The following is a 22,384-nucleotide window of genomic DNA, read 5'->3' as shown; positions in this document are numbered from 1 at the left end:
AACCCACCTCTGTGGCCACCGACCGGCAAGCGCTGTGCTCGACGGCGGCTGAGAATACATTTCAGGGTGGGTTCGACAAGCAGAAACGGTGTGTCCGCGGCTCTCGGGACGACGTAAGAGACACCCACCGGGTACCGGGATATCCCCGACTCGCCCACTAGATGAGCAGCTCCAGACACCCGGTCGCCCTCGACATCGAGCGGCGGGTCGGTCGCGGCGGCCGACTGTTAGCGACTGTCATGGCCCTGCCGTTAGTCGACGGTATCTTCCCGGTGCTCGTCCTCGCCGGCGCGCTCTCGACGTGGACCGGCATGCTCGAAGTCGGCCTGCTGGTCTTCGGCGGGTCCGCGATGGTCGCCGTCGTGCTGGCCGAGATGGAGGGCGGTCCCCGCGAACAGGCCCGAGCGGTGCTCCTCATCGGGGCCGTCCTCGTGCCGCTCGCGGTCGTCGAAGCGGCTATCGCACCGACGATCGCCGGCGTCGTCCAGCTCCCCGTCTTCCAGCGGTTCGCCGGCATCGTCATCCTCGCCATCGCCGCCCAGACCGCGAGCGCTCGGATCGGCGAGATACTGCCGCGACCGGCGGTCATCGTCGGCCTCGGCCTGCTCGCCAGCGTCGACCCGTCCGGCGCGACGCTGGTCGTCGAGGCCAACCCCGAGATGCTCGCCCGCGCCGCGGCCACCGCCGGCGTCGGCGTCGGGTTCGCGCTCCTCGTCGCGCTGGCCAGCCCGTGGCTCCGCAACGCCGTCGACATCGACCGCTTCCGCTTCGGGAGCGCCGTCGCGCTCGGCATCCTCGCGCTCTCCGTGCTCGGACTGGTCCCCACGGACGCGCCGGTCGCGCTCGCCGCGTTGGCCGTCACCGCCCTCCTCTCGTTCGACCCGGACAACGCCCGCGAGCGCCACAGCGAGTACCGCCCCGACGCGGTGGACCTGACGGCCGCCTTCGCCGACGGCGGTGCCTCTCAGGGCGTCGCCGCCGACGAGCAGACCGACGAGGGCGAGACCGTCGAGTACGACGCCAATCAGGAGCGCGCCCCGTGGCTCTGAACGGGAAGGCTTAGGACTCTCACGCCCGGCGGATTCGACATGGCCGACAACCGCGTCGTGCAAGGGCGAATGCAGACTCCCGAGAGCCTCGCCGAACTCGTCGAGGGAGAGAGTGTCATGGACGCCGAACCGATCGAGGACGCCGACCGCGAGTGCCCGGAGTGCGGCGGCAACGTCCTCGAAGTGGGGTACATGCCCTCCGCGATGGAGTTCGTCACCGGCTACAAGTGCCAGGACTGCGACTGGTCCGAGGTCGACCGCGACTGACCGCCGTCTGCCAATCGAAATCCCTTTAGTGCAACTGCTCAAACGACGGAGTGCGGGGTCGTGGCCTAGTCCGGGAAGGCGGCTGACTCCAGAGGCCACGTGCCTGGGACGAAACTCCAAGGGCTGATATACTGAGCGGCCGGCTGATCACCGGTCCGCGACGATGACCCTCTGGAGTTCCGAGGCACAGGACGGAGATATCAGCCGATCGGGGGTTCAAATCCCTCCGACCCCATTTCCTGCCGCGAGCAACACCGCGAGCGGCAGGAATATTGACGAGGTGGATTTGAACCTCGGCAGTCGCAGCGCGAACGCAGTGAGCGACCGTCTGCCTCTGGTTCACAATCCCTCCGACCCATCTCTCGCCCTCCACACTCGAAACAGCTCCGTGAGTGTGTCTACCGACTGATTAGTTCCGCTGGTCTCTCGCTAGCTAAGTCGAGAGATCAAGACTCCCGATCGTCGGTATCGTCCAGCAGTCCATCTACGACGTCGCCGTCTATGCGCTCGTCGGTCGCCTCTCCTGACTCTGCGTACCCGTAGGCTAATCCGGCCGCACCGCCGAGTAGGCCCGCTCGCTGTGGGTCGTCGAACTCGCCTGCTTGACCGACGTACCGCGTCGCCATCTTCTGGCCTTCGATCACGGCCTCGATATCGACCTCCGAGAGCCACTTCGCGTACGCTTCGTCGAGGTCGCCGTGGTTCATCTGGCTCAGATACTCGGCCGTGCCCAGCGTGGCACCGGCCCCATGGCTCCCGGCGCCCGGCGTGGACGCGAGCTGTGAGCTCCGGTCCTTGGCGTTCACGGCGAGCTGTAACGGCTCGATTCTGGCCGCTAGTGACTGGGGGTTTGCACTGGCGTAGGCTCCGGTCGCTGCGCCGCCGGCCAGAAGCGCGGCGATCCCGGCGGTCGTAGAGAAGGGGGCTGACACCGCAGCGGTGCCGAATCCGAGCACGGCCCCCAGCGAGTACTTCCCCACGTCCTTCGGGTCGGCGTTGCTCGCACTCCGAGCTAGTCGCTGTCGGAGGCCCGTCACGTCGACCGACGGTTTGGCTAACTGCGTCGTGGACGCAGACTCCGACGTCTCCGGCTGGGAATCGCCGATCCCCGGCATCGCGGCTATCTGCTGTCCCAGCTCCGCCATCGAATCGGATTCGGCGACGACCTGGTCGAGATGGGTCTCTTCGGACCGTTTTCCGAACAGCGCCGCGACCGCGTACAGAGCGGATTCCGCGTCGTCCGCGTCGGCGATCTCCGCGTCGATCTCGTCGTGGAACTTCGCGGCGCTCGACTCCTCGGAGTCCACGCTCTCGTTCAGATCCTCGGCGGTACGAGCGGCCGTCTCGAACGTCTCCTGGTCGGTATCCAGAGCGAACTCGTACTGGTATCCCTGTAGGTCCGTAACTACGAGTTTGTCCGACCGCCAACTCGAAGACCTATCGACTCCGACAGTCTCGGTGAGGGGAACTTCGACGAGTTGCGCTTCCCCGTCGCGCGGAAAGAGGGCGAGAACTCGTTCGTCGGTGATGAGGAGATGTCCCGAATCGAGTACCCCCGCCGAGATCTTCCACGACGAACCCTCCACTGTCTCTACGGTACACTTCTTGAGTTCGCAGATGAACTCGGGTCGCTCGTCCCGTCTCAGATAGCCGCCCAGTGGTTTGTCGTAGGACTCGTGTCTCGAGCGGAGGTTGTGAAAGGAGACGCTCTCGTGCGGGGCATCTGTCGCTATTTCGGAGAAGTGCTTCCCCATCTCGTTGTCATCGACACCTTCGATTGCTGCGACTTCTCCTGGCGAGGGTGACCCGCATTCAGGACAGTAGCGAGCAGATGGAACGGTCCGCTGACACTCCTCACACAGATAGCCGGGCATAGTAAGAAATCGTCATCAGCCCACTTGTGACTTCCTCCGCCCTACTCGCTCACCGCTGACGCGGTTCGGTCTGTGAGGGCTGGGGATCCCGAAATGACGCGAGACCGAACGCTGCCCGATCGACGCTCCGAAAAATTGGGTTCGCGGCTGGCGTCGTTATCTCTCTGTGAGACCGAGCTGTTCGAGCATTTCCCGCGTGTCGTAGTGCGCCCGGTGTTCCAGAATCTTCCCGTCTTCGAGCAGGACCTTATCCATTCCCTCGAGTTCCATCGCGTTACCGGTCGGCGGGAACTCGCCGAACTGTCCCTCGTGCGTCCCCGTGACTGTCCACTTCGCCATGACGATGTCGCCGCTCGTGAGCATCTCTTCGATGGTCACGTGGAAGTCCGGAAACCCCTCGTGGAGCTCTCTGAGATACGCTTCCAACCCGTCGCGGCCCGTTACGACTTCCGGATGGCCGGGGTCGTGGACGGTGATAGACTCGGCGGTCACCTCGGGTATCTTCCCGTACTGCTTCTCGTTCCAGAGCTCCTGGTAGTCCCGCATGAGCCGTTCGACGTCTGGTGTGGCTGTTGCCATATGCGTCCTCCCTGGCGAACGTTCGTCCCGATACTCTCCCGTCGCTCGGCGCGTCAGAACGTTCGTCCGTAGCTACGGTCGCCGATGTGTTAATAGTTACCACGGATCGGGCGAGCGGACTCGTCTCGGAGCGTTGTTTCGATAGGCGCGGGCGTCTTGGAACGAGACGGTCGAAGTCAAGAATCGCCGGCAGAGAAAGAGACAGCGTCGAGGCCTACAACCGCTGATCGAACTGCTGTTGGAACTTCGAGCGGAGTTCCGTCTCGGAGGTGGACTCGTCGTGGTCGGCGAGCGCGTCGACGATCTCGGACGCTTCGGGTCGGGAGAACTCGATCTCGTGGTCGTCGTCGGTGTCGAAGACGTCCAGGAACGCGTCGTCGAGGGTGTGCTCGTCGCTGTCGAAGTGTTCGTCCTTGAACCCGAACTCGCGCTGGAGGAACTCCTTGACGTTGAGGGCGCGTCGCTCGTCGCGTCCGGACTCCGCCACTCGGTGCTCGGCGAGGGCGTTGATCACTTCTCTGCCTTCGCTCTCTGTGAGTTCGACCGTTTCGGTCTCTGTGTCGCTCATGTGTGCCTCCATCGGGCTATACCACGTTTCGGGAAAAAGCGAGCTGTGCTTGCATGTTCCACGGGCGACGCGGTGACCGCCGGCCCGTCGCTCGGTAATCCCGGATTACGCGAGCGACCGGATACCGGGTGGTCGGGGGTTAGCACGACGCTATCGTGATAGAGTCTGCCATACAAAGTGCTTCTCGCGGGAGGTTGTCGCGTAGATGGCGCACAGCAGCGGACGCCGAGAGCGGCCGACGTTCCCGCGAGAGACGCGCGATAGGTTCGCCGACGACCGATGAATCGCGCTCTCGTCGTCGTGGTCGTGCTGGTAGCTACCGCACCGATAGCGACCGTTACCGGCGGCTCGCTCGCGGCGACGACGGACATGGGCGCTGCGGATGGCGGTATGGACGGCGGAACAGACGACGGCACGGACGGCGGTAGCGGTGACGAGGAGACGACGCAGAGCGACTCGTCGGGGACCGGGGGAGTCCGACTCGTGGACGTCGACGAGGACCTCCGGATCAACGAAACGGGGACCGTCTCGATCAAACTGGAGAACGAGGACCTCGGGGATCTCTCGGACGCGACGGTCGTGCTGCGCTCTGCGAACCCCGAGATCCGCGTCGGGAGCGGGCTCAACGGGAGCCGGTTCGTCGGCGACTGGGAGGAAGGCGAGCGAAAGCGGGTGAAGTTCGCCGTCACGCCCACCGCGGACGCCAGTCGACAGCGCTACCCGCTCACGGTTGTCGTCCGCTATCCGGACTCCGAGGGGGACACTGTCCAGTCGGCACCGCTCTCCTTCGGCGTGAAGCCCGAGCGGGAACAGGGGTTCCACGTCGACGACGTCGACGGGTCGCTCCGGGCGGGCGACGACGGCGAGATCGACGTGACCGTCGAGAACGACGGCCCCCGAGATGTCGAGCGGACGGTGCTGGTCGTCCGCGAGACGGCCGACGGCGTCGCGCCGCTGAAGTCCGAGGTCGCCCTCGGCGAGTTCGAGAAGGACGACTCCCGGACCGTCACGCTCCCGTTCCGGGTCGACCGGACGGCGAAACCGACGACGCGGCAGTTCGAGTTCGCGCTCCGGTACACGACGAAAGACGGCGAGCGACGGGCGAGCGGGCCGCTGTTCGGCGACGTCAAGATACGGGAACGGGAAGACGTCATCGACGTCGCGGACGTGGATTCCGACGCGCAGGTCGGCGCGCGCGGGACCGTGACCGTCACCCTCGAAAACGAGGGGGACGAGGATCTGACGGACGCCAGAGTGACGTTCTCCTCGCTCGACGCCGGGTTCCGCTTCGGCGACGCGCGGAACACGACGCGGTTCGCCGGCGAGTGGGAGGCCGGCGAGGAACGGACGTTCGACCTCCCGACGCGGTTCTCGAACGACTCGGCGACCGACGAGTACCCCGTCTCGGTGACGACCCGCTACACCGACGAGGACGGGGACGACCAGGTGGCCGACGACGTGCAGTTCGGCGTCGAACCGGACGACGAGCAGTCCTTCGACCTGGAGGACGTCTCCGGGGACCTCCGGGTGGGCGACGACGGGACCATCGAGGGGACGGTGACGAACGACGGGCCGCGCGACGTCACCGACGCGGTGCTGGTGTACCGGTCCGACATCGAGGGAGTGACGCCGCGACAGCGCGAGGTTCCCCTCCGTGACCTCGACGAGGACGAGGAGGTCGACTTCGAACTGCCGCTGCGAGTCGACGACACCGTCGAGCCGACCGACCGGCAGTTCGAGTTCGCCGTCCGCTACACGAACGACGAGGGGGAGCGGCGGACGAGCGACCCGCTGTTCGCGACGGTGCGGATACGCGAGGAAGTCGACGTGATCGAGGTGGTCGAAGTCGACTCGGCCTCGCAGGTCGGCGACCGCGGGACGGCGAGCGTGACGCTCGTCAACGACGGCGAGGAGGAGCTACGCGACGCCCGGGTGACGTTCTCCTCGCTCGACCGTTCGCTCCGCTTCGGCAACGCCTCGAACACGTCGCGGTTCGTCGCCCGGTGGGACCCCGGCGAGGAGCGGACCTTCGACCTCGCGACGCGGCTCCCGGCGGAAGCCGCGACAGGCGAGTATCCCGTGTCGGTGAGGACGCGCTACACCGACGAGGACGGCGACGAGCAGGTCGCGGACGACGTTCAGTTCGGGGTCACGCCGGACGCCGAACAGGGGTTCGACGTCGACGACCCCGAGGGACAGCTGCGGGTCGGCCGGGACGGCACGATCTCCGGCGTCGTCGAGAACGAGGGGCCACAGGACGCCGAGTCGGCAGTTCTCCGGGTGATTCCGCCCGGCGACGACTTCGCGGCGCTCGAATCGGAGTACGTCCTCGGGAACTTCGACAGCGGCGAGAACGCGACCTTCGAGTTCCCGATCCGCGTTCGCGACGGGGCGCGACCGGGTCGCAAGCAGTTCGAGTTCGTCGTCGAGTACCGCAACGACGAGGGCGACGTGCTGGAGAGTCAGCGGCTGGCGGCCCGCTATCGGGTCGCGGGCGCGGCCGACCAGTTCCGGGTGACGAACGCCGAGAGCGACGTGCAGGTCGGCGAGGACGGCACCGTCGCGCTCACCCTTCGCTATACGGGCGAGGAGGAACTCACCGATGCGGTGGTCCAGTTACAGTCGGTGAGCGGCGACCTGACCGTCGGCGCGGGCGGCGGGGTCAACGGGAGTCGCGCAGTGGGCCAGTGGGACCCCGGCGAGCGCCGGACTGTCAGGTTCCAGGTGGCCGCACCGAACGACACGGCTCCACAGGACTACCCGTTCGACGTGCGGGTCACCTACGAGGACGAAGACGGCGACCGGCAGCGCTCGGAGGCGATCTCCCTCGCCATCCGGCCCGCCCCGGAACAGTCGTTCTCCGTCAGCGGCGTCAGCGGCGCGCTCGAAGTCGGGGCCGAGAGCGACCTCACCGGACGGGTCGTGAACGACGGGCCGCGCGACGTCGAGAACGTCGTCGTCGAGATCCGTTCGACGACCGAGTCGCTCGCGCCGCGGGAGACGGAGTACGCCGTCGGCAACCTCTCTGAGGGCGAGTTCTCGCGGTTCCGGTTGCCAGTCGTCGTCCCGGAAGACGCGGCGGCCATCCCGAAGCAGGCCCAGTTCGTCGTGCGCTACACGACCGCCGACGGCGACCGGCGCGCGACCGACCCCCTCTCCTCGACGCTGTCGGTCGCGGGCGAGACCGACACCGTCCGCGTCGTCGACTTGAACGAGAGTGTCCGGGCGGGCGAGGACGGCAACGTCACGGTGACGCTCGAAAACGCCGGCGAGGAAGCCATACGGCAAGTCAGGGTCTCGCTTCGCTCACAGAGCGGCGAACTGCAGGTCCAGGACTCGGCGAACGCGTCGCGGTTCGTCGACGAGTTAGCGCCCGACGAGCGGCGGACGGTCTCGTATCAGGTGACGGCCCCCGAGGACGGGGGCGGCCAGCGCTACCCGCTCCGACTCCGGGCCACCTACGAGGACGAGACGGGCGACAGCCAACCGGCCGAGAGCACCCTCCTCGGCGTGACCGCCGCGCCGGAACAATCGTTCGCCGTCGGCAACGTCTCGGGGACGCTCCGGGTCGGGTCGGAGGGGACGCTCCTGGCGACGGTCACCAACCGCGGCCCGACGACGGTCACCGACGCCGTCGTCCGCCTCTCCGCGGGGAGCGAGAACGTCGTGATCCGGGAGAACGAGTCGCCAGTCGGCCGCCTCGCACCCGAGGAAGCGGCCACCGTCTCGTTCCCCGTCGAGGTGCTGGACGAGACCGAACCCGGCGACCGGCGGGTCTCCTTCGTCGTCGAGTACCGGAACCGCGACCGCGAGAACCGCGAGAGCGACTCGCTGCCCGGCGTCGTCGGCGTCGCCGACAGACGCCCGGTGTTCGGCGTCACCACCGGGAACGCCGCTATCGAGGCCGGCGACACCGAGCTGATAACGCTCAACGTCACGAACAACGCGGACGTTCCGGTCGCCAACGTCGACGCCCGAGTGTTCGTCGACGACCCGCTGAGCACCGACGACGAGCAGGCGTTCGTCGACCGCCTCGAACCGAACGAGACCGTCCGGTTGACGTTCGCGATAAGCGCGACCGAGAGCGCGACCCTGAAGGACTACCCGCTGCTCGTGGACTTCCAGTACGACGAACCCGACGAGGAGACGAAGCTCTCGGACACCTATCGGGTCGCCGTCGGCATCGTCGAACCGGTCGACGACGGGATCCCGTGGCTCCTCCTGTTGGCCGTTCTCCTGGTCCTCCTCGCCGTCGCGGCGGTGCTCTATCGCCGTCGGCGTTCGGCCGACGAGAACGGGAGAGAGGGGGGAACCGGGACGGACGACGACCCGGAGACGGCCGGAGGCTGACCCGTGGCGTCACTGGACGACGTTCTGGGTCGCATCAACGACGTCGTCGTCGGGCGGCCGACCACCGTGGTCGTCGCCTTCCTCCTCGTGACGGGGCTGTTCGCCCCGGGGCTGACGACCATCTCGACCGAGGCGGGGACCGAGCAGTTCACGCAGGACAGCCCCGCCCAGACGGCGTTCGACCGGGTGAACGAGGACTTCGGTCCGACGTTCGAGACCGGCGGCGGCAGTACGCAGTTGATTCACCGGGGGCGGAACGTCCTCTCGAAACCCGAACTCCTGCGGATGCTGGGAATCTTGGAACGCCTCGAATCGCGCGAGGACCTCCGGGTCGCCTCGACGAACAGCGCGGCCGGGACCGTCGCCCGGACGCTGGACCCGTCGGCGACGACGCCCGACGAACAGATCCGCGCCGTCGAGGACGCCGCTCCGGCGGAGATCGACCGCGCGGTGGGCGAGGCCGCCGAGGGGCCGGGCTTCCGGAGCCTCCTGAGCGAGGACTTCAACGCGGAGTCGGCCCGGGCGTCGGCGACGATAACCGTCGTCCAGCACCGCATCCCCGGCGGCGTCGACGAGGCCGCGGGAATGGGCGGAGACAGCCCGCTGACACCGATTCAACAGCGAATCCAGCGAATGGTCCAACCGGCGGGCGGGAACGTCGTCGTCTTCGGGTCGGGGCTCGTCGCGGCGGAGTTCTCGACCATCATCTTCGACTCGCTGTTCATCGTGGTCCCCGCCGCCGTCGCGCTCATCTTCGTCTTCCTCCTCTACGCCTACCGCAACCCCGTGGACCTCTTTCTCGGCGTTCTCTCGCTGCTCATGACCGTCGTCTGGACGCTCGGCTTTCTGGGGCTCACGGGCATCCCCTTCACCCAGTTGCTCATCGCGATCCCGCCGCTGTTGCTCGCGGTGGGCATCGACTTCGGCTTGCACGCCATCAACCGCTACCGCGAGGAGCGCGCCGAGGGATTCGACGTCCGTGAGTCGATGGCCGTGTCGAACCGCCAGTTGCTGGTCGCCTTCTTCATCGTCACCGGGACGACGGTCATCGGGTTCAGCGCGAACACGGTCAGCGACCTCGGGCCGATACGGGACTTCGGTATCATCGCGGCCGTCGGCATCGTCTTCACCTTCCTCATCTTCGGCGTGTTCCTCCCGGCGGCGAAGGTGGCGGTGGACGAACTGTTCGAATCGCTGGGGATCCCGATGCCGTTCCAGCGACCGCTCGGCCGCGAGGAGACGCCGCTCGGGCGCGTCCTCCCGGTCGGGGTCGCCGTCGCGCGACGGGCGCCCGCGGCGTTTCTCGTCGTCGTGCTGCTCGGGTCCGCGTGGGCGGGCTACTACGGCACCGGCGTCGACACGGCGTTCTCACAGGACGACTTCCTCCCGCCGGAGGACAATCCCGACTACCTCGAAGAGCTGCCCGAGCCGTTCCGACCGGGCGAGTACACCGTCACGGAGCGGACGAACTTCCTCGAAGAGAACTTCGCCTCGGCACAGGACGACACCGTCGTCGTCTACCTCAGGCGGCCGTTGCGCCAGGACGACGCCCTGGAATCCATCCAGCGGGCGGGGCTGGACCCGCCGGAGTCGTTCGTCGCGGAGAACCGGCGGGCCGAGGCCGAGAGTATCCTCGACGTGATCCGGTCGCACGCGAACCAATCCGCGTCGTTCGCTCGCCTGCTCCGCCGGAGCGACGTCGACGGCGACGGCGTTCCCGACGACAACGTCGAGGCCATCTTCGACGCGCTCCTGTCCTCGTCGGCCCGCGAGCAGGCGCTTCGCTACGTCACCGAGGACCTCCGGAGCACGCGCGTCGTCTACACGACCGAGAGCGACGCCGAGCAGTCGGCCGTCACGCGCGACGCGCGGGTCGTCGCCGACCGCTATCGGTACGACGCCACCGCGACCGGGGCCGTCGTCGTCTTTCAGGACGTCGCCGACGCGATCCTCCTGTCGTCGGTCCGGAGCCTCCTCGTCGCGCTGACCGCGACGGCCGTCTTCCTCGTCGTGATCTACTACGCGCTCGTCGGCCGGCCGTCGCTCGGCGTCGTCAACCTCGTCCCGATTCTCGTCACGATCGCCCTGCTCGCCGGAACGATGCGGTACTTCGGCCTCCCGTTCAACGCGCTCACCGCGACCATCCTCTCCATCTCGCTGGGGCTGGGCATCGACTACTCGGCGCACTTCGTCCACCGGTTCGTCGACGAGTACGACGCGCGCGTCGACGACGAGAGCGAACTCGCCTCCGAAGGACGGGGGACGGAGACGCGGACCGACGCGGTCGTCTCGGCGCTTCGGGCCACCGTCACCGGTACCGGCGGCGCGCTCACCGGCAGCATGCTGACTACGGTCAGCGGAACCGGCGTCCTCGTGCTCGCCATCACCCCGGTTCTGGGACAGTTCGGCGTGCTCACGGCGCTCTCCATCCTCTACTCGTATCTCACGGCGATGGTCGTCACGCCGAGCGTCGTCGTGCTCTGGGCGCGGTACGTCGGCTGATCCCCCTCAGGGGTCGAACTCCACGTCGCCGAACTCGAAGCGGGCCCCGCCGCTCTCGCTCTCGCTTATCTCGAAGGTCCAGCCGTGCGTGGTCGCCACTTGCGCGACGATTGTCAGGCCGAACCCGGTCGTCTCGCCGGTCGAGTAGCCGGCTTCGAGGACCCGCTCTCGCTCCGCCTCCGGGATGCCTGTGCCGTCGTCCTCGACGAAGAACCCGTCGGCCGTCCGTCCGGTCCGAACGGTCACGTCCTCTCCGGCGTGGGCCGCCACGTTCCGGTAGAGGTTGGCGAACAGTTCCTTCAGTCTCGGTTCGCTCGCGACGACGCGCGCGTCGCCGAACTCGTTCTCGAGCGAGGCGTTCTCGGTCTCCGTGTTCTCCCACGTCTCGCCGGCCAGCGCCGAGAGCGAGACGGAGTCGTCCGTCTCGATCTCCTCCGTGCGAGCCAGCGCGAGGAGGTCGGAGACGATGTCCTTCATTCGGTCGGTGGCCGCCTCGATCTCGTCGAAGTACTCCTCGTCGCCGGTCTTGCGCGCTTCCTCCGTGTAGAGTTCGACGATGTTGATGGGGTTTCGAAGGTCGTGGGACACCATGCTCGCGAACTGGTCGAGGCGCTCGTTCTCGCGTTCGAGGGCCGCTTCGCGCTCCTTTCGCTCGGTGACGTTCTCGACGGTACAGACGAACCCGTCGTTCGTGATCGGCGAGACGGTGACGTGAAGCGTCATCTCGGAGCCGTCCGGTTCGGTGACCGTCGTCTCCGTCTCCCACTGGTCCATGGCGGGCTCGAACGTCGGTTCGACGTACGCGGTCACTGCTTCGGGAACGACACAGCCCCAGTCTCTTCCCAGTAGTTCGTTCTGGTCGTAGCCGAACAGGTGTGCGAACGCCTCGTTGACGTAGTTGAACTCGAAGTCGGGGGTCACGAGCGCGATGCCCTCGTTCGTGACCTCGATGGCCTTGAATCCGCGGTGGATCTCCTTCTCGGCGCGCCGGTTCTCGACGGCCTGTCTGATATGTTTCGCGAGGACCGCGAACCGGATGTCGTCGCTGCCCTTCTGTAGGTAGTTCGTCGCGCCGGCGGAGAGCGCGTCCGACGCCGCGTCCTCGCTCCCGGCCCCCGTGAAGATGATGAAGGGGAGGTTCGGGTCGGCGTCGCGAACGGTTCGCAGGAGGTCGATGCCGGTCCGGTTCTGGAGTTCGTAGTCGCTGACGATACAGTCGATATCTACCCCCTCGTCGGCGTAGCGGTCGAGCGCGGCGTCGACCGAACCGGCCGAGCGTATCTCGGTGATGTTCGGCTCCCGGCCCAGCTTCAGCTCCGTCGCTCGACGGAACTGCTCGTCGTCGTCGACGTGGAGGACAACGATGTCGGAAGCGAGCGTTCGGTCCGGGGATACTGGCTCTACGCTGTCCATCCTGTCACTCGGCGTAACCAAGACCGGTCGGTAGTTAACTGTAGTGATATCTGGGATATCTCGCCCGATTCTGTCGGTAACTGGCCGAAAATAGCGGCGTCGATCGCCGCCCCGCCGAATCGGGGTGCCTCGGTGCGGGCGACTTAGATTCGCCCTCGGTTCGTCGGTACTCGACGGGGGCGTGTCGCTCGGCGTGAACAAGATTGAAGTAGTGTCGTGATCAATGGTAACATGGAGCCACCGACGCTCCCGGCGGGAACGACCGCCGTCGCCACAGGATTGGTATCGGTGGCCGAGTGTACGTCGGCGGGACGGCGAACTCGCCGACGTATTCGTTTCGGTTCTGCGACAGTCGTTTCAGTGAGCGACGCGTCGTCTCTCTAACCATGAGCGTGCTGGCCGCAGTCATCAGAGCGGGCGAGACGCCGCCCATCGGCGCAGGGATGGTCCCGCGGACCGAGGCGCACCTCTACGCCGACGGTCTCTCTCGGCTGGTGGCGTTCCGCGTGACCGACGGGCCGGCGTTCGAGCGGATCGACGGCGCGTACGCTCCCGACCTCGGCGACCGACCGGCGTACCCGGTCACCGACCTCTTGCTCGCGGTCCCGGCGCTGCGCTCGCTCTCGTCGGTCGGCCAGCGACTCGACGCGCTCTCGACGAAGGCCGAGGCGAACTACGGCCGCGATTTCGCCGCGATGGTGTTCACGACGGCCGTCGAGTGGGGCAGCGACGGCTACGGTCGCCTGTTCGAAGCGCGGAGTCAACTGGAGGCCCACCCGTTCGACGGCGAGATAACCGTGACGCTGACGCCGGCGGCGACGGACGAACAGGCCCGCGCGCTGCGCTCGAACCTGGAGCGTATCGACGGCCCGACCAGAGTGTACGCGCAGTCCGACGAAGCGGCGGACGAGCAGCGGTAGGACGGCGGGACCGCCGGAGGGGTTTTTACTACGGACGCGTAGCCCCTGATATGGACGCCGCGCGGCTCCCCGGGACCAGTCAGCCGGCGCAGGTGGTCGCCCACGTCGACATGGACTGCTTCTACGCGGCGTGCGAACGGCGGCGCGAACCGGCACTTGAGGGCGAGCCCCTCGTCGTCGGCATGGGCTACGAGGGCGGCGAGACCCACGGGGCCGTCGCCACGGCGAGCTACGAGGCCCGCGAGTTCGGCGTCGAGTCGGCGATGGCCATCTCCGAGGCGCTGGAGCGCCTCCCGCGGAAAGTCGAGGCGGTCGACGATCCCGACCTCTCCGTCGAGGAAGCGGGACACTATCGCTCCGTCGACCTCGATTACTACGAGGCCGTCGCCGGCGAGGTCAAAGAGATCATCCGCGACGCGGCCGACGTGGTCCGCGAGGTCAGCATCGACGAGGCCTACCTCGACGTCACCGAGACGGTGGCGTGGGACGACGCCGAGGCGTGGGCCGCCGACCTGAAGGCGACCATCGAATCCGAGGTGGACGTGGCGGCGAGCGTCGGTCTCGCACCCACGCTGAGCGCCGCGAAGGTGGCGAGCGACCGCGAGAAACCCGACGGACTGGTCGTCGTCCGCCCCGGCGAAGTCCGCGAGTTCTTCGCCGACCTCCCTGTCGAGGAGGTCCACGGCGTCGGCCCGGTGACCGCTCGCGAACTCGCCGGGCTGGGCATCGAGACGGCGGGAGACCTCGCCGACGCGGACCCGGGGACGCTCGACGACCGCTTCGGCGAGCGCGGCCGGGAGATCCGCCGCTACGCCCGCGGCGAGGACACCCGCGCCGTCACGCCCAAGGGCGACCCCAAGAGCCTCTCGCGGGAGTCCGCCTTCACCGAGGCCGTCGACGACCCGGCGGAGAAACGGCGGAAGGTCGAGACGCTCGCGGCGGCGGTCGCCGACCGCGCACACCGGAAGGAGGTCCGCTATCAGACCATCGGCATCAAGGTGGTCGAACCCCCCTACGAGATCCACACGCGCGCCCGGTCGCTGCCCGGTCCCGTCGCGGACGCCGACCTCGTCGAGTCGGTGGCGCTGGACCTGCTCTCGGAGTTCGCGGACGCCGCCGTCCGGAAGGTCGGCGTGCGCGTCTCGAACCTGGACTTCTCCGCCGGCGAGCAGGCCAGTCTCACCGGGTTCGAGGGCGACGACTCGGCTACCGAGACGCAGGCGGAAGGCGGTCGGACGCCGGACGAGCGGACGGAGAACGGGCGGACGCGGCGCGACGCCGCCGTCGCGTCCTCGCCCGAGACGTCGGACGGTCAGATATCGCTGACCGATTTCGAGCGCGGCGAGGCGGGGACCGAAGGCGCGGACGGCGAGCCGAGCGGCGAGACGACCGAGGGCGACGCGGATACGACCCAGAGCGACGGACAGGCGTCGCTGGGCGACTTCGAGTGAGCCGACTCAGGAGACGCCGTTCTCCAGGTTCTCCAGCAACTTGCCGACGAACAGCCCCGCGCGCGGCGATATCGTGTCTTCTTCGGGGACCGTCGTCGGGTGGGCCGCGAGCGTCGCCACGAACCGCTCGCCGTGGGTCATCGCGTTGAGCATGTCGACGACGTCCACGACCAGCCCCTCGTCGTCGACGTTCATCTCCGGGTGCCGCGCTTTCTCGGCGTCGGAGTAGGTTATCGTCCACGCCGGGCCGCCGACGGCGTCGACGACGGCCGAGAGCGGCGCGACCTCGATCGGTCCGTCGGCGCTCCCGACGTAGACCGTTCCGTCCTCGACGAAGGTGTCGTAGCGGGTCATGTGGTCGCGGGCCGGTTCGAGTAGTACGAGACGAGCCAGCGCAATAGCCCTTGCTCACGTATCAGCCGCGAAACCGTTCCGTAATCTGACATTCGTCTGACGGAGAGTTATGGGACGCGGCGTGGTGGGTCCGGACACGAACGCATGGCAGAGACTGAACGAATCACCGTCGCGGACACGAGTTCCGGACCCGGTGGGGGCGAGGAACCGGGACGGTCCGTCGACATCCCGGTCGTCGAACTGCTAACGGGCCGGGGGTTCATCACGGGCAAATCGGGGTCGGGGAAGTCGAACACCGCGAGCGTCGTCGCCGAGAAGTTACTCGACAACGGCTTCGGCCTGCTCATCGTCGACATCGACGGCGAGTACTACGGCCTGAAAGAGGAGTACGAGATCCTCCACGTCGGCGGCGACGAGGAGTGCGACATCCAGGTGACGGAGGAGCACGCGGGCAAGATCGCCTCGCTCGCGCTCGAACAGAACGTCCCCATCATCTTAGACGTCTCCTCGTTCTTGGACGAACAGGAGGCCGAGGACCTGCTGACGCAGGTCTCGAAACAGTTGTTCGCGAAAGCGAAGAAGCAGAAGCAGCCGTTCCTGATGCTCGTCGAGGAGTGCCACGAGTGGATTCCCGAGAAGGGCGGCATGGGCGAGGTCGGGCGGATGCTCATCAAGATCGGGAAGCGCGGACGCAAACACGGCCTGGGCATCGTCGGCATCAGCCAGCGGCCCGCGGACGTCAAGAAGGACTACATCACCCAGTGCGACTGGCTGGTGTGGCACCGGTTGACGTGGAACAACGACACGAAGGTCGTCGGGCGCATCCTCGACAACGACTACGCGGACGCCGTCGAGGACCTGAACGACGGCGAGGCGTTCATGATGACCGACTGGGCCGAGTCCGTCCGCCGGGTGCAGTTCCACCGCAAGAAGACGTTCGACGCCGGCGCGACGCCCGGACTGGACGACTTCGAGCGCCCCGAGCTCAAGTCCGTCAGCGACGACCTGGTCTCGGAGTTGGAGACGATAAGCGAGGAGAAACAGGCCACCGAGAGCCGCATCAAGGAACTCCGCGAGGAACTCGACAAGAAGAACTCCCGCATCGCGGAACTGGAGACGGAACTGCAGGACGCCCGCGACCTCCAGCGGATGGCCGAGCAGTTCACGAACGCGCTGGTGGGCCACGTCGAAGGGGTGAACCCCGGCCGCACCGCACAGGAGGAGATGCGTCGACAACACGCCAGTCTGAACTCCTTCGCCGAGGGCGAGGACGGGAGCGAACAGACGAACGCCGACGCGACGGGGACCGAAGCGGCGGCAGACGACGAGACCGCGGACCCGGACTCGGTGGCCGACACCACCTCCGGCGGCGGGTTCGGCGACGCCTTCAGCGCGTTCGCGGCCGACGAGATGGCGATGAACGGCGGGAGCGACGGTGAGACGACCGTCGAATCGAGCGAAACGTCGGCGAACGGCACGGCGGTCGACGACGCGTCGGCGAACGGCGCGTCTGCGAACGGCGAGTCCGCGGACGACGCGGAGACGGCCGACGACGCGGCGCTCGCGGCGGCCATCGCCGCGGTGGAGGACGACGCCGACGCCGACTCGGCGGGCGAGACCGAGGCCGACGACGCGGTCGTCGGGGAGATCCTCGCCGAGATCGAGGAACTGGAGGACAAGACTCGGCGGATGCTCGCCTACTACATGGAGCAGGGGCCGGGGACGCCGCTGAACGCCCACTTCTCGGCCGGTGGCTCGGGCGACCGCACGTCGGCGTACGCCCGAAATCGCGTCCTCAGACTCCAGGGTCTCGTCGAGCACGTCGGCCGCGGGAAGTACGGCTACCGGCTCCGCGACCTCGTCCGCGAGGAGAGCGACGAAACGCTCGACGAGGGGACCGTCGAGGAGTACGCCTCGCGCGTCGAGCGGGCGGCTATCGAGACGCACACCGAAGAATAGCGAAACTCCCTTCTCCGCTCAGTTCAGCGGCTCGACGAGGTCTTCGAGCGCCGCTCGCGGGTCGTCTGCCTTCGCCACGCCGCTGGCGAGCAGGACGCCCGTCGCGCCGAGGTCGCTTGCGGAGACGAGGTCCTCGCCCGAGGAGATGCCGGCCCCGCAGAGCACGTCCACGTCGCCGTCGACGCGGGAGGCGGCGTCGACTGCACCCGTGACGATGTCCGGGTCGGCCTGGCTGACCGGCGTGCCGGTGCCGATGAGTTCCGGCGGTTCGACGGCGACGGCGTCCGGACCCAGCGCGGCGGCCGCGCCGATCTGGTTGGGGTTGTTCGCGCAGACGATGGTCTCCAGGTCGGCCCGGTCGGCGGCGTCCAGCGAGGCGTCGATGTCGGCGAGTTTCAGGCGGTTCTCGGAGTGGTTCAGGAGCGTGCCGACCGCGCCGGCGTCGGCGACGGCCTCCGCGAGCGTGCTCCCGGTGTGACTGCCGTGCTCGTTCGGGCTGACGTGCTGTGCCCAGGTCTCGACGCCGGTGTCGGCGACGGCGTCTATCTGGGCCGCCTGCGGCGCGACGGCGATGCGGACGTCGGAGTCGTCGCTCACGTCGGCCGCGGCGGTCGCTACCTCGATCGGATCGCACGGATACGCCTTCAGGTTGACGAGTACGAACATGTCCCACCAACCGCAGGCCGCCGGGAAATAGGTTGCGAGCCAGCGGTTGACACGCCGGTAGCGACCGAGAGTGACCGTTAAGACGCTGGACGAAATACACCTCCAGAGATACCCCGTGACCCCCGCGGACGACCTCCCGACGGTACTCGTCGTCGAAGACGAACAGCACCTCGCAGACCTCTATACGGACTATCTGGACGACAGCTACGACGTGAAGACGGCCTACAGCGGCGAGGAGGGAATCGCGATGCTCTCGGACGACGTGGATATCGTCCTCTTGGACCGGCGGATGCCGGTCGTCTCCGGCAACGAGGTCCTCGCCGAAATCGAAGAGCGGGGACTCCGGTGTCGGGTGGCGATGGTGACGGCGGTCAACCCCGACTTCGACATCCTCGAGATGCGCGTCGACGACTACCTCGTGAAGCCGGTGACCCGCGAGGCCCTCTTCTCGGTCGTCGAACGCCTCCGAAAGGTGGCGTCTTACAGCGATAACCTCCAGGAACTCACGACGCGAAAGCTGAAGCGAAACGTCCTCCAGGTCGAGAAGACACAGACCGAACTCGACGAGAGCGAGCGGTATCAGCGGCTACAGACCGAGATCGCGGACATCGAAGAACGCGTCGACGAACTCTCGGCGGAGCTAGACGTCGAAGAGAGAGACCTGCGCCTCTAGTCTTTCCGTTCGACCACGTCGCCGAGCGTGTAACTGCCCTCGCTGCTGCCGCCCGACCACTCGGTCTCCTCGCTGTCGCCGCCGGCGCTCAGGTCGACGCCGAGCGAGCGTTCGAGCTTCTTGCGCACGTCGTCGCTGGGCAGGGAGTTGCCCTGTTCGAGCTTGCGGATGAGGCTCGCCTTCTCGTTGAGTTGCTGTGCCAGTTCCTGCTGGCTGAGCCCCTTCGACTCCCGCGCATTTCGTATCTGGTCGTCGAAGTCCTGCGCGATCTCGTCCATCTCGTCGAACATGTCCCGGCGGCGCGAGGAGCCGCCCGAGGACGAACTGGACGACGAGGAGGAGGAAGACGACCCGCCGGACCCGCTCGACGACGTCGAGTACTTCGTCGACGCGGACGACGACTCCTGGGTCTTCACCTCGGTCCCGAAGTCGGTACACTCGTCGCAGACGTCGAGTTCGGCCCCCTCGATTTTGACGCGGTTAGGAGACGAGACCTCCTTTCCGCACATCTCGCACTGAACCATACGGCGGGGTTGGAGGTGCCACGGTATAAATGGTGCGCTGACCCTACTCCAGCGCCTGCATCGAGTAGTAGAAGCGCTGGACGGCGGTGAGGTGGCCGACGACGGCGAAGACGACGAGCAGCCACCCGACCAGCGAGAGCGGGCCGAGCGGCAGCGTGACGAACGCGGCCACACCCGTTGTGATTCCCACGAGGGCAAGACGGTCGGCACGGCCGAGCAGCCCGCCGTAGACGCGGTCCAGCCCGACGGCTTGAGCCTGCGTCCCGAGATAGGAGGTCATCAGGACGCCGGTCACCGCGGCGATGCCGAGCGCCCATCGATCGATACCCGCGGCCAGGCCGACGATGATGACGATGTCGGCGTAGCGGTCCAGGACGTGGTCCAAGAGGTCGCCGCCCGACGACGCGACGTTCATCTCGCGGGCGAGCGCGCCGTCGACGAGGTCCAGCCAGCCGTTCAGGAAGACGAGGAGAGCCCCGACGAAGTAGAGGAACGGGTTGGTCGCGGCGACGCCGTAGACGACGCCGGCGGCCACGGCCAGCAGGAACGCGATGACGCTGACGCCGTTGGGCGAGAGGCCGACGGTCCGTGCGGCCCCGACGAAGGGGCCGAGCGCGCGGTCGGCGACCGAGCGGAATCTGTCGAGGGTCATAGCCAGTCGACGTAGGAGACGGTTCCGGCGCTCGGTTCGCGGTCGTCGGCGAGGACGGCCTCTATCTCGGCCGCCACCTCGTCGGGGTCGCGCTCTGTCGTGTCTATCTCGTAGACGTTCTCGGCCCCGTGGTGGTGGACGGCCTCCGAGAGAATCACGTCGAGGGCTTCCGATTCCGCATTCTCGTCGGCCTTCGGATCCGAGTCACCGCGTTCTCGCAGGCGCTCGACGACGGTGTCGGGATGCGCACGCAAGACGACCACGCGGTCGGCGTCGAAGTTGTGCGCGAGGTGGGACTCGAAGAGCACGTCCTCTCTCCCGTCGAGCCACTCGGCCACGGCGTCCATGTCGGCGACCAGACTGCCGCGCTCCTCGTCCATCTCGGTCGAGAACTCCTCGGATTTGATGACGTCGTTGAGGTGGACCACGTCGAGGTCCGTCTCCACTCGCCCGGTCGCCGTGGTCTTGCCCGTCCCGGGCGTCCCGGTCACCGCGACCCTCACGCCTCGACCACCTCGATGACGTCGTTCAGGACCGAGACGGCGTGTTCGGTGTCCTCCTCGGTCCCGCAGGTGATGCGGATGCACTCGGGGAGGCCGAACGACGAGCAGTCCCGGACGATGACGCCCTCCTCTTGGGCGGCCTCGGCGACGGCGGACGCGTCCTCTACCTCCGCGAGGACGAAGTTGCCCGAACTCTCCCACGTGTCGGCGGCCAAGTTGTCGTAGATGTACTCCCGCGCCCACGCCGCCGTCTCGACGGAGCGCTCGACGTGGTCGTCGTCGGAGAGCGCGGCGAGCCCGGCGCGACAGGCCAGTTCGCTCGCCGAGAAGGGCGTGTTGATGCGGGCGTAGGCGTCGGCCCACGCCTCGGGGACGAGCGCGTAGCCGAGTCGGACGCCGGCCAGTCCGTACGCCTTCGAGAAGGTCCGCAGGAGCGCCACGTCGTCGCGGTCGGCCAGCAGCGACCGCTTGCTCGGCGAGTCGCTGAACTCGCCGTAGGCCTCGTCGACGAGGACGAGCGTCTGCTCGTCGGTCTCCTCGGCGATCTGCCGGACGGCCTCTGTCGTGAACTCCGCGCCCGTCGGGTTGTGCGGGCTGGTGAGGTAGACGATGCGCTCGCCGTCGTAGGCGGAGCGGACGACGTCGGCGGTCTGGGCGAAGTCCTCGCCCTTCGAGAGTTCGTACTCGCTGACCTCGCCGTGGTGGTAGCGAGCGCTCATCGCGTAGTAGGCGAAGCCGGGTTCCGGCACCAGCACCCCGTCGCCGGGTTCGAGCATGGCGCGGGCGAGGCAGTCGAGCGCGCCGTCGCCGCCGTTACTCAGCCACACCTGTTCCGGCGTGGCGTCCCACTTCTCGGCGAGTCGCTCGACGAGGTCGGCGTGCGACGATTTGGGATACGAGTGCATCCGCCCGGCGGCGTCGCGGATGGCCTCGACCGCCTTCGGACTGGGGCCGAACATGTTCTCGTTCGAGGCGAGTTTCACCATCTCCTCGGGGTCGAGACCGAGTTCCCGAGCGACTTCCTCGATGCCGCGACCCGCCCGGTAGACGGTGTGAGCGGAGAGGTCCCGTGGTTCCATGGATGTGCCAAGCGGGTGGGGCGGCTTAAGCGTGCTCACATCTGCGCTCGCTGGAATCCCCTTCGTCGTCGGCACTACCGAAAGCTGGTGCATTTCCGACAGCGTCTGAGCAGCATTTCATATGCAATATGACGGAAAGTCAGATGCGGCTAGGCGTAAATTATATTTTCTCTCACTCTTTGCCATCTATAACCCGGGACGAGTTCACCGGGCGTGTCGAATCACGCTCTCTCGGTGAAGGGACCCACTTGTTCCCGCAAAAGCGGTACCTACCTATGCCAGCAGACAATACCGACAATCACGAACGTACCGGGCCGTCCCCTGTGGCTGGTGAACACGCGGAGGTCCTCGACGTGCTGGAGCAGGCTCTCGACGCTGCCGATTCCGAGGACAAGAACTACTACGTCCGAGAGGCGCTCCAGTACGTTTATCTCAAGAACAGAGAGGAGATAGCGGGTCTATTGAACGACGCGATCGACGCCGAAGACGCCGATTCGACGGATTTCCTCGTCCGCGAAGTGATCGAACTCCTCGACATCGAGACCCAGGTCACGTCTGTCGGTCAGACTGGCCGAGACGGAGGGTCGGAGTGACTTCGCCGACGGTTCGGGCGTTCGATAGGAGCGCGTCGTCGCGTGGGAGACCTCACAGAGGGGTCGCGTTTCCCGAGAGCAGTCACCAGGACCATGGCCCGACCGAGTGACGACGACCACCGCGACCGCACGGCGACCGACGCCGTTGACGGGGAACCGGCGAGACGAGAGTCCGAGGGGGGCCAGAACGCCGACGACACCGACAGCACCGTTTCGAAAGGCGAGCCGGTCGCCGGGGACGACGAGACGATGTCGGTCCCGTGCCTGGACCCGTCGTGTGACGGAGACGCGACTACCCGATGTTACGATAGCAACGTCGAGCAGCGCGTAGCTTTCTGCGACGACCATATCGACGAGTGGCTGGCGAAGAGCCACATCACCGAAATCGACGACGATTGACCGGTCCGG

At 67.2% G+C, this 22,384-nt stretch carries 20 protein-coding genes and 1 tRNA gene; 11 read left to right on the top strand and 10 right to left on the bottom strand.

Features of this window, described 5'->3' with window-relative positions; all coding sequences use genetic code 11:
- The first annotated feature begins 161 nt into the window (after nt 1–161).
- The 3 genes from EGH23_RS05270 (at nt 162) to EGH23_RS05260 (ending at nt 1,551) form a co-directional block, all read left to right on the top strand.
- Nucleotides 162–1,049, top strand: a complete 888-nt coding sequence (locus EGH23_RS05270) for a DUF5794 domain-containing protein (protein ID WP_220578955.1) — start codon at nt 162–164, stop codon at nt 1,047–1,049.
- Between the two features lie 39 nt (nt 1,050–1,088).
- Entirely contained in the window at nt 1,089–1,316 is a 228-nt protein-coding gene (locus EGH23_RS05265; protein ID WP_162316003.1) for a DUF5795 family protein, read from the top strand.
- 54 nt (nt 1,317–1,370) lie between these two features.
- Nucleotides 1,371–1,551, top strand: a tRNA-Trp gene (locus EGH23_RS05260).
- Nucleotides 1,552–1,762: 211 nt separating this feature from the next.
- On the opposite strand, the gene EGH23_RS05255 is transcribed toward EGH23_RS05260, so the two are convergent.
- The 3 genes from EGH23_RS05255 to EGH23_RS05245 all read right to left on the bottom strand — a co-directional run bounded on the left by EGH23_RS05255 (nt 1,763) and on the right by EGH23_RS05245 (nt 4,337).
- A complete protein-coding gene (locus EGH23_RS05255) occupies nt 1,763–3,190 on the bottom strand; it encodes a zinc ribbon domain-containing protein (protein ID WP_220578954.1) in 1,428 nt (475 codons plus the stop codon).
- A gap of 156 nt (nt 3,191–3,346) precedes the next feature.
- Entirely contained in the window at nt 3,347–3,769 is a 423-nt protein-coding gene (locus EGH23_RS05250) for an ester cyclase (RefSeq protein WP_220578953.1), read from the bottom strand.
- Nucleotides 3,770–3,983: 214 nt separating this feature from the next.
- Nucleotides 3,984–4,337 carry a hypothetical protein gene (locus EGH23_RS05245; protein WP_220578952.1) on the bottom strand — a complete coding sequence of 118 codons (354 nt, stop codon included), beginning with the start codon at nt 4,335–4,337 and terminating at the stop codon, nt 3,984–3,986.
- 279 nt (nt 4,338–4,616) lie between these two features.
- On the opposite strand from EGH23_RS05245, the gene EGH23_RS05240 reads away from it, so the two are divergent.
- Entirely contained in the window at nt 4,617–8,687 is a 4,071-nt protein-coding gene (locus EGH23_RS05240) for a COG1361 S-layer family protein (RefSeq protein ID WP_220578951.1), read from the top strand.
- 3 nt (nt 8,688–8,690) lie between these two features.
- On the top strand, nt 8,691–11,189 hold the full coding sequence (locus tag EGH23_RS05235) for an efflux RND transporter permease subunit (protein ID WP_220578950.1): 2,499 nt from the start codon (nt 8,691–8,693) through the stop codon (nt 11,187–11,189).
- A 6-nt stretch (nt 11,190–11,195) separates the two neighbouring features.
- Here the strand turns inward: EGH23_RS05235 and EGH23_RS05230 are convergent, their stop codons facing one another.
- Complete coding sequence (locus EGH23_RS05230) at nt 11,196–12,602, bottom strand: response regulator (RefSeq protein ID WP_220578949.1); 1,407 nt, start codon at nt 12,600–12,602, stop codon at nt 11,196–11,198.
- A 386-nt stretch (nt 12,603–12,988) separates the two neighbouring features.
- On the opposite strand from EGH23_RS05230, the gene EGH23_RS05225 reads away from it, so the two are divergent.
- Together EGH23_RS05225 and dinB are read left to right on the top strand one after the other, a co-directional pair.
- Complete coding sequence (locus tag EGH23_RS05225; RefSeq protein ID WP_220578948.1) at nt 12,989–13,522, top strand: hypothetical protein; 534 nt, start codon at nt 12,989–12,991, stop codon at nt 13,520–13,522.
- A 50-nt stretch (nt 13,523–13,572) separates the two neighbouring features.
- On the top strand, nt 13,573–14,973 hold the full coding sequence (dinB, locus tag EGH23_RS05220) for a DNA polymerase IV (RefSeq protein WP_220578947.1): 1,401 nt from the start codon (nt 13,573–13,575) through the stop codon (nt 14,971–14,973).
- Nucleotides 14,974–14,979: 6 nt separating this feature from the next.
- Here the strand turns inward: dinB and EGH23_RS05215 are convergent, their stop codons facing one another.
- On the bottom strand, nt 14,980–15,327 hold the full coding sequence (locus EGH23_RS05215) for a hypothetical protein (protein WP_220578946.1): 348 nt from the start codon (nt 15,325–15,327) through the stop codon (nt 14,980–14,982).
- A gap of 144 nt (nt 15,328–15,471) precedes the next feature.
- Here EGH23_RS05215 and EGH23_RS05210 point away from each other — a divergent pair, with 144 nt between their 5' ends.
- The gene (locus EGH23_RS05210; protein WP_220578945.1) at nt 15,472–17,286 is read left to right on the top strand and encodes a helicase HerA domain-containing protein; all 1,815 of its coding nucleotides are present in this window, start codon (nt 15,472–15,474) and stop codon (nt 17,284–17,286) included.
- 18 nt (nt 17,287–17,304) lie between these two features.
- Here EGH23_RS05210 and tpiA read toward each other — a convergent pair whose 3' ends face one another.
- Complete coding sequence (tpiA, locus tag EGH23_RS05205) at nt 17,305–17,952, bottom strand: triose-phosphate isomerase (protein WP_220578944.1); 648 nt, start codon at nt 17,950–17,952, stop codon at nt 17,305–17,307.
- A gap of 70 nt (nt 17,953–18,022) precedes the next feature.
- Between tpiA and EGH23_RS05200 the strand changes: the two genes are divergently transcribed.
- Nucleotides 18,023–18,625: a response regulator transcription factor gene (locus tag EGH23_RS05200; RefSeq protein ID WP_425433197.1), complete on the top strand. Its 603-nt coding sequence runs from the start codon at nt 18,023–18,025 to the stop codon at nt 18,623–18,625.
- Here the strand turns inward: EGH23_RS05200 and EGH23_RS05195 are convergent.
- From EGH23_RS05195 to hisC, 4 genes are read right to left on the bottom strand one after another with little or no spacing between them, the layout of a single operon-like run.
- Nucleotides 18,622–19,149: a multiprotein bridging factor aMBF1 gene (locus EGH23_RS05195; RefSeq protein ID WP_220578942.1), complete on the bottom strand. Its 528-nt coding sequence runs from the start codon at nt 19,147–19,149 to the stop codon at nt 18,622–18,624. The two genes, EGH23_RS05200 and EGH23_RS05195, sit on opposite strands and share 4 nt — an antisense overlap.
- 43 nt (nt 19,150–19,192) lie before the next feature.
- Nucleotides 19,193–19,801, bottom strand: coding sequence for a CDP-alcohol phosphatidyltransferase family protein (locus EGH23_RS05190; RefSeq protein WP_220578941.1), 609 nt, complete (start codon nt 19,799–19,801; stop codon nt 19,193–19,195).
- A complete protein-coding gene (locus EGH23_RS05185; RefSeq protein WP_220578940.1) occupies nt 19,798–20,304 on the bottom strand; it encodes an adenylate kinase family protein in 507 nt (168 codons plus the stop codon). The genes EGH23_RS05190 and EGH23_RS05185 overlap by 4 nt, the downstream gene beginning before the upstream one ends.
- Nucleotides 20,301–21,383, bottom strand: a complete 1,083-nt coding sequence (gene hisC / locus EGH23_RS05180) for a histidinol-phosphate transaminase (protein WP_220578939.1) — start codon at nt 21,381–21,383, stop codon at nt 20,301–20,303. Before hisC ends, EGH23_RS05185 begins: the two co-directional genes overlap by 4 nt.
- 275 nt (nt 21,384–21,658) lie before the next feature.
- Here hisC and EGH23_RS05175 point away from each other — a divergent pair, with 275 nt between their 5' ends.
- Both EGH23_RS05175 and EGH23_RS05170 read left to right on the top strand, forming a co-directional pair.
- Nucleotides 21,659–21,976 (top strand): hypothetical protein, encoded by a 318-nt coding sequence (locus EGH23_RS05175; RefSeq protein WP_220578938.1) that lies wholly within the window; start codon nt 21,659–21,661, stop codon nt 21,974–21,976.
- 93 nt (nt 21,977–22,069) lie between these two features.
- A complete protein-coding gene (locus EGH23_RS05170; protein WP_220578937.1) occupies nt 22,070–22,375 on the top strand; it encodes a hypothetical protein in 306 nt (101 codons plus the stop codon).
- Nucleotides 22,376–22,384 lie beyond the last annotated feature (9 nt).

The organism is Haloarcula nitratireducens (assembly GCF_019599505.1).
Note: the sequence above shows the minus strand (reverse complement) of the source record. Positions and strands in the feature narration are given on the sequence as shown.

Excerpts from the sequence above, each read along its gene's own strand:
- EGH23_RS05225 (WP_220578948.1), top strand. The coding sequence starts at position 12,989 with ATGAGCGTGCTGGCCGCAGTCATCAGAGCGGGCGAGACGCCGCCCATC.
- hisC (WP_220578939.1), bottom strand. The coding sequence starts at position 21,383 with ATGGAACCACGGGACCTCTCCGCTCACACCGTCTACCGGGCGGGTCGC.
- EGH23_RS05245 (WP_220578952.1), bottom strand. The coding sequence starts at position 4,337 with ATGAGCGACACAGAGACCGAAACGGTCGAACTCACAGAGAGCGAAGGC.
- EGH23_RS05240 (WP_220578951.1), top strand. The coding sequence starts at position 4,617 with ATGAATCGCGCTCTCGTCGTCGTGGTCGTGCTGGTAGCTACCGCACCG.
- EGH23_RS05190 (WP_220578941.1), bottom strand. The coding sequence starts at position 19,801 with ATGACCCTCGACAGATTCCGCTCGGTCGCCGACCGCGCGCTCGGCCCC.
- EGH23_RS05170 (WP_220578937.1), top strand. The coding sequence starts at position 22,070 with ATGGCCCGACCGAGTGACGACGACCACCGCGACCGCACGGCGACCGAC.
- EGH23_RS05195 (WP_220578942.1), bottom strand. The coding sequence starts at position 19,149 with ATGGTTCAGTGCGAGATGTGCGGAAAGGAGGTCTCGTCTCCTAACCGC.
- EGH23_RS05175 (WP_220578938.1), top strand. The coding sequence starts at position 21,659 with ATGCCAGCAGACAATACCGACAATCACGAACGTACCGGGCCGTCCCCT.
- EGH23_RS05210 (WP_220578945.1), top strand. The coding sequence starts at position 15,472 with ATGGCAGAGACTGAACGAATCACCGTCGCGGACACGAGTTCCGGACCC.
- EGH23_RS05255 (WP_220578954.1), bottom strand. The coding sequence starts at position 3,190 with ATGCCCGGCTATCTGTGTGAGGAGTGTCAGCGGACCGTTCCATCTGCT.
- EGH23_RS05215 (WP_220578946.1), bottom strand. The coding sequence starts at position 15,327 with ATGACCCGCTACGACACCTTCGTCGAGGACGGAACGGTCTACGTCGGG.
- EGH23_RS05250 (WP_220578953.1), bottom strand. The coding sequence starts at position 3,769 with ATGGCAACAGCCACACCAGACGTCGAACGGCTCATGCGGGACTACCAG.
- EGH23_RS05270 (WP_220578955.1), top strand. The coding sequence starts at position 162 with ATGAGCAGCTCCAGACACCCGGTCGCCCTCGACATCGAGCGGCGGGTC.
- tpiA (WP_220578944.1), bottom strand. The coding sequence starts at position 17,952 with ATGTTCGTACTCGTCAACCTGAAGGCGTATCCGTGCGATCCGATCGAG.
- EGH23_RS05265 (WP_162316003.1), top strand. The coding sequence starts at position 1,089 with ATGGCCGACAACCGCGTCGTGCAAGGGCGAATGCAGACTCCCGAGAGC.
- EGH23_RS05230 (WP_220578949.1), bottom strand. The coding sequence starts at position 12,602 with ATGGACAGCGTAGAGCCAGTATCCCCGGACCGAACGCTCGCTTCCGAC.
- dinB (WP_220578947.1), top strand. The coding sequence starts at position 13,573 with ATGGACGCCGCGCGGCTCCCCGGGACCAGTCAGCCGGCGCAGGTGGTC.